Annotated in this window: 5 protein-coding genes; 1 reads left to right on the forward strand and 4 read right to left on the reverse strand. The window is 71.4% G+C overall.

Annotated features, from left to right (window positions below):
* Window positions 1–81: 81 nt before the first annotated feature.
* Window positions 82–642, forward strand: coding sequence for a TetR family transcriptional regulator (locus tag EBH09_RS27800; RefSeq protein WP_121749686.1), 561 nt, complete (start codon window positions 82–84; stop codon window positions 640–642).
* Window positions 643–946: 304 nt separating this feature from the next.
* Here EBH09_RS27800 and EBH09_RS27805 read toward each other — a convergent pair whose 3' ends face one another.
* From EBH09_RS27805 to EBH09_RS27820, 4 genes are all read right to left on the reverse strand, one after another.
* The gene (locus EBH09_RS27805; RefSeq protein WP_121749687.1) at window positions 947–2,278 is read right to left on the reverse strand and encodes a glycoside hydrolase family 125 protein; all 1,332 of its coding nucleotides are present in this window, start codon (window positions 2,276–2,278) and stop codon (window positions 947–949) included.
* A 171-nt stretch (window positions 2,279–2,449) separates the two neighbouring features.
* Window positions 2,450–3,490 (reverse strand): LacI family DNA-binding transcriptional regulator, encoded by a 1,041-nt coding sequence (locus tag EBH09_RS27810; RefSeq protein WP_121749688.1) that lies wholly within the window; start codon window positions 3,488–3,490, stop codon window positions 2,450–2,452.
* A gap of 43 nt (window positions 3,491–3,533) precedes the next feature.
* A complete protein-coding gene (locus tag EBH09_RS27815; protein WP_121749689.1) occupies window positions 3,534–4,466 on the reverse strand; it encodes an ROK family protein in 933 nt (310 codons plus the stop codon).
* On the reverse strand, window positions 4,463–6,000 hold a 1,538-nt coding region (locus EBH09_RS27820), incomplete at its 5' end, for a class I mannose-6-phosphate isomerase (RefSeq protein ID WP_121749690.1). The genes EBH09_RS27820 and EBH09_RS27815, both read right to left, overlap by 4 nt.

The raw sequence follows: 6,000 nt of genomic DNA on the forward strand, positions 1-6,000 counted from the left end.
CCGTGACAAATTAGATTATGGATGCAATCTAAACTCGGGTCTATGATAGATGCCAGTCGACATCCAAATGGGGAGGTGGTCATGGGCCGGGTATCGCAGGCGCAGGCGGAGGAAAATCGCAGGCGGGTGGTGGATACCGCGTCCCGGCTCTTCCGGGAGCAGGGCGTGCAGGTCAGCGTCGCCGACCTGATGAAGGCGGCCGGTCTGACCCACGGCGCCTTCTACAAGCAGTTCGCCTCCAAGGAGGCGCTCGTCGACCAGGCCACCGCCCACGCCTTCGCCGAGCTCGCCCAGCGCTACAGCACCGGGCTCGAGCGGCACGACGGGCAGCGCGCCGCCGCCCAGCAGTCGCTGATCGACGCCTACCTCTCCGTCGAGCACCGCGACGACCCGGCGGACGGCTGCCCGGTCGCCGCGCTCGCCACCGACATCGCGCGCGAGGGCGGGGGACGCGAAGCCCGTCGCGTCTACGCCGAGGGGGTGGCCGACTTCGCCGATTTCCTGGCCGGCGACGACCAGGACGGCATCGTCCGCCTCTGCACCCTGTTCGGTGCGCTGGTCCTGTCTCGGGCCACCAAGGGCTCCCCGCTCTCCGGGGAGATCCTCGCCGCCGCGCACGCAGCCTTGACCGAAGCAGGCTGATCAAGGGCGCGGTGCGGGTGCACGTCGACCGCGCTCGTGGGCGACGGGGCCATCCCGCGGCCAGGCGGAGGCAGAGGGGAGAGAGGGCCGCTGGTGGTGGCTGGAGCCCTCTCCCGGCTGCGTGCGCGCGTTTCCTGCACCGACGCACTCGACGACACCCGGAGCCCGTCACCCTGGAACAGCGCGAGCAAGTTCGCGCTGGGACTCGGCAACGCCCTGGCCGCTCATCCGCTGCCGCGCCGGCCGCGACGCCCTCGGGTAGCCGCAGTCGCGCAAGGTGCCGAGGAGTGCTCCCAGCCCTTGGTCAGAGCTTGTCAGCCGGGGACGCCGGTCCGCCTTCCGAGGCCCACAGGGGCCGGTTGCCGAGTCCGGCGATGTCCAGGGCGAGTTCGGCGTACATGGCGTTGGCCCAGGAGAACCATGGGCGGGTGAATCGGTGGGGGTCGTCCTTGTGGAACGACTCGTGCATCTGGCCTGTGCCCGCGTCGGTCGAGAGAAGCGTTTTCATAGCTGTGACGCGCTCCGCACTGTCGTTGCTGGTCAGGCCCTGTACGGCGATGGCGATGGGCCAGATGTGATCATCGGGTGTGTGCGGGCTGCCGATGCCCTCGGCAGCTGTTCCCCGGTGCCAGGTGGGGTTCGCCGGCGAGAGGGCGAACTTTCGGGTGGCGAGGTAAACCGCGTCCGTGGCGGGGACGTTCGCGATCAGGGGCAGCGAGAGCAATCCGGGCATGTTGGCATCGTCCATCAGGAGCGCGTTGCCCCTGCCGTCCACCTCGTATGCGTAGATCAAACCGAACTCGGGGTGGTGGACGGTGCCTTGCCGCATGGTGGCCGCTCGCAGTTCCGCCGCCAGTCGGGCGGCGCTTTCGGCGAGCTCTGTGTCGTTCACGTGGTGCGCCAGTTCGGCGGCGCCGTCGAGGGCGGCGGCGGCACACAGGTTCGCGGGGATGTTGTAGCCGTAGCGACACGCGTCGTCGCTGGGCCGGAATCCGCTCCAGGTCATCCCGGTCCGGGCCACGGGCGTGCCTCGTCCCGCGTTCTGGAGGGTGTCGCCCGGCGGACAGTCCCGGCGCAGGAAGCGGTAGGCGGAGAGGCGCTCGTGGTCCTGCTCCGTGCGCCACACCGCGATGACGGTACGCGCTGTCCGGAGCGCCGGAGGGACGTGATCGGTTCGTCCGGTGGCCGCCCAGAAGCGATGGGCCAGCAGGAGCGGGAAGGCCAGGGAGTCGACCTCGTACTTCTCCTCCCACACCCATGGATCCGCGCACAGGTCGCCGGGGTCGTGCGCGTGCCCGGTGGGTTCGGCGTTGAAGGCGTTGGCGTAGGGATTGTGTGCGATCTGCTGGAACTGGCGGCGCAGTACGGCGAGCAGGAGTTCCTGCAGGGCCGTGTCCTCTCGCACGAGGGCCAGGTAGGGCATCATCTGCGTCGAGGAGTCGCGCAGCCACATGGCGGGGATGTCGCCGGTCACGACGAAGGCGGTGCCGTCGGGCATGGGCCGGATGGTGCGCGCCAGGGTGTCGTCCAGGCAGCGCACCAGCGTCCGGCCGAAGCGCGGATCGCCGAGCTCGTCCAGTCGGTGCACTGCCCGCTGGACGACGGGGTGGTCTTCGACACTGGTGGGAAAGCGCATGGAGCAGCCTTTCGGCGGTCGGCCGCGAGTGGTCTCCGGGTCACCGGGCGGGAGCGGTGCGGCACACACCTCTTGCGGCACCGCCCGTCGCCAACGGAGATGCGGAAATTCGGCGATACGGCGATACGGCGATACGGGATAGGGGCGGCCAGGCTCTCGCGGGCGGAGGTGTCAGGCGTCGGCGGGCGGACGGCTCGGCTGCTGTCCGGAGGGTGTGCCGTGGCGGACGACGCGGGTGGGTACGGAGATGCGGCGGGAGGCCGGAGGCGCCGTGTCGTGGTGTTCGAGTCGGTCGATCAGCAGACGTGCGGCCTGGCGCCCGATCTCGTCGGCGTCGTAGGAGACGAGGGTCAGCGGCAGGCCGAGGACGTCGGACAGGTCGAAGTCGTCGAAACCGGCGAGGGGCAGCGTGGTACCCGCCTTGTACAGGGCCCGGATCGCGCCCTGGCTGATGCGGTTGTTCGTGCAGAACAGCGCGGTGGGCGGTTCGGCCTGCCCGAGCAGGTCGAGGGCTGCCTGCTCCGCGGTCGCGGAGTCGACCAGGCCCTGGCGGATGAGGGCGTGGTCCGGCGCGATGCCGATCTCCTCGTGTGCCGCCCAGAAGCCCCGCAGCCGCTCGGCGCCGGTGTAGAGCGCCGGCGGATTGCCGAGGAAGGCGACACGGGTGTGTCCCTCGGCCAGGAGGCAGGCGGTGGCTTCGCGCGCGCCGTGGAAGTCCTCGACCAGGACGCAGTCGGTGTCCAGTCCGGCGGGCGGCCGCGCGGCGAAGACGACCGGGACGTGCCGCATGGCGCGGGCCAGATGCTGCTGCCGGCTGCCCGCCGGGACGACGATCAGCCCTTCGACCTGGTGGTCGACGAGCCCGTCGATGAGTTCGGGTTCCCGGTCGGCCTGCTCGCCGGAGTTGCTGAGCAGCATGCGCAGGCCGTACTGCGTCGCGACTTCCTGGACACCGAGCGCGAGGCGGGAGTAGAAGGGGTTGGCCAGGTTGGTGACCACGAGGCCGATCATCCCGCTGCCCCCGAGGCGGAGACTGCGCGCGGTCTGGTTGCGGCGGTAGCCCAGCTGGTCGACCGCTGCGTGGACCCGCTCGCGCGTCGAATCCGACACGCCCGGGTCGTTCTTGAGCACGCGTGAGACGGTCATGGCGCTGACCTGCGCCAGCTTGCCGACGTCCAGCATGGTCGGCCCGCTGCCCCGGCGAGCGGTCATGCGCCTGCCCTTTCTGCTGCCTGCCTGCACGGGCGCCCGGTCCTCACGAAGCGTCCGATGTGTCCTGTGCCCAGTGAGCCGCCCCGATCAAGGGGGCCTCCTCGGGATGCCGGGCCGGTAGGACAGGAACGTCCGCTCTGCCGGCCGAACCCAGCCCCGTGGTGAGCGCAGGGTGGATCAAGTTCCACGACTGTGCCATGGAACCACCGATGACCACCGCGGTGGCTGCGAAGCGGTCGATCCATGGCGCCAGAGCCTGGCCGAGTGCGTCGAAAGCGTAGCGGAATACCTCTACGGCCGCGGCGTCGCCCTTCGTGGCGCGCGCGGCCAGCTCGTCGACGTCGGGGAGCCGGGCAGCACCCGCCGCCGTGGAACGGCCGTACAGGGAGCGGATGCCACGGCGCGAGACGGTGTCCTCCAGCGGTCGGCCGTGCACCGTGAGGTGGTGCACGTGCCCGCTCGGCGGGACCGCGGGGCCGGTGTGGACGGGACGGCCCGCGGACAGGAAGGAGGAACCCACGCCCGTGCCCAGCGTCAGACAGACGACCCGGTCGTGCCCGGTGGCGGCCCCGGCGCCGTACTCCCCGATGGCGAACGCGTCGGCGTCGTTGAGGAAGCACAGCTTCTCGGACCGGCCGCGCAGCCGCTCCCGCAGGCCCGCCCCGACATCGACGCCGAAGAGGGACTCGAACTTGCCCACGCCGGTGAAGCGGCCGATACCGGTGTCGTAGTCGAAGGGGCCGGGCATGGCCACGCCCCAGCGCAGGCTGTGCCCGGTCGGCAGGGCCAGGGCTGCCGCGGCGATGCCGTCGAGGATGGCGGCGGCGCCCGCCTGCGAAGGCAGCGGCTTGCGGATCACCGTGGACGGGTCGGGGCGGCTCGTGGCGGGGTTCACGAGCGCGGCGGTCACATGCGTACCGCCGATGTCGAGGGCCGGGACGGGCATGCCGGCCCGCCCGGTGGAGGCCGGCGTCACGGCTCGACCACCAGCGCCTTGACGATCCGCACCTCGTGGTCGCCCAGCGCGCGCACGCGGTAGGGGCCCACGGCGGCGGGAATCGTGATGGTCTCCGCGAACGCGAGGGAATGGGTGCGACCGTCGCGGGTCTCGATGACGGCGCCTTGTCCGGCGGCGACGTTGAGGATGTGGAAGCGGCCCGCGGTGTCGTCGGAGGCGTCGGCGCCCGATGCCACGACAAGGCGGTGCACCGCGTAGAACATCTCGGGCAGGGCGCCGATGACCTCCTCGCGCCAGCCCTCGCCGGCACGGAGTGTGCGCGGCTGCTGGATGAGGTCCTTCGTGACGTCCGCACCGCGCCTGGCCGTGTCCAGGTTGGCGAAGCCGTGCTGGTAGGGCAGGGGCCGGGAGGCGCCGGCGGCGTCCTTGCGCAGCCAGTCGTAGAACCGGAGCGAGTACAGGTAGGGGGTCGCGCTCACTTCCAGCACCAGGTTGCCCGCGCCGGAGGCGTGGGGGGTACCGGCCGGAATCATGAACAGCTGGCCCACGGTCGCCGGATGCGCTTGTACGTGATCCTCGACGGGCATGGGGGTGCCGTGGGCGATGGCGTCCTCCACCTGGCGCCGCATGATCTCGAGGTCGGCCTCCTCGGTGAGCCCCAGGAGCACCTGTGCGTCCTCCTCGGCGGCTGTGACGTAGTACGTCTCGTGCTGTGTGTACGGCCAGCCGAACACTTCCCGCATGTACTGCTCCCGCGGGTGAAGGTGCAGGGACAGGTTGCCGCCCCCCATCGTGTCGAGGTAGTCGAACCGGATCGGGAAGGACGTGCCGAACCGGCGGTGCACGTCCGCACCCAGCAGATCCTCCGGGTGCTCGACACAGAGCAGCTGGAACGGCAGCTCGACCTGGGCCCCGCCCTTCTCGCCGACGAGAACTCCGGCCTCGGGGGCGATCAGTTCGTAACCGAGGGCGGTGTTGCCCGCCCGGGGGGTGAAGCCCAGCTCGCTCGCCGCCCACTGGCCGCCCCACGGGGTGGAGTTGAAGTAGGGGCGGGTGCGTACCGGGCCGCGGGCCAGGTGTGCCAGGGTGCCGCGGAGCGCGGTCCCGTCCAGCGCGGCCGGCGTGGCCGTGTCCCGCAGGTCGATCCACCGGTCCACCCGGCCGACGATCGCGTCACGGTGCCGGTCCAGCACGGGCCAGTCGGTGTAGAACAGGCGGACCAGGTCGCCCGGTTCGCCCGGGCGTCCGAGGTTGACGCCGACCGGCAGCTCGCCTTTCGACACGGCCGCCTCGGCGTACCGCTTGGGCAGGTCCGCGTACCAGAGCACGTCCGGCCCGCACAGTGCGGCGCCCGGCCCGAACACCACCAGCACGCCGTCCGGCTCGGGCCGCTCGGGCCGCGGAACGGTGTCGAACAGGTCCGCGACCTGCGCGCGGGACAGCGGGGTGAAGAACGGATCGTCGGCGGGGACCGGCTGGGCGACCAGCCGTTCGGCGGCTGCCGCCGCGTAGTGGTCGCGGACGTCGAGCAGGTGCACGTCGCGGCCGGCCG

Source organism: Streptomyces sp. E2N166 (assembly GCF_003671715.1).
GTDB lineage: Bacteria > Actinomycetota > Actinomycetes > Streptomycetales > Streptomycetaceae > Streptomyces > Streptomyces thinghirensis.

What these genes read in the sequence shown, in the direction of transcription:
- EBH09_RS27800 (WP_121749686.1), top strand. Translation starts at nt 82, where the DNA reads ATGGGCCGGGTATCGCAGGCGCAGGCGGAGGAAAATCGCAGGCGGGTG.
- EBH09_RS27805 (WP_121749687.1), bottom strand. Translation starts at nt 2,278, where the DNA reads ATGCGCTTTCCCACCAGTGTCGAAGACCACCCCGTCGTCCAGCGGGCA.
- EBH09_RS27810 (WP_121749688.1), bottom strand. Translation starts at nt 3,490, where the DNA reads ATGACCGCTCGCCGGGGCAGCGGGCCGACCATGCTGGACGTCGGCAAG.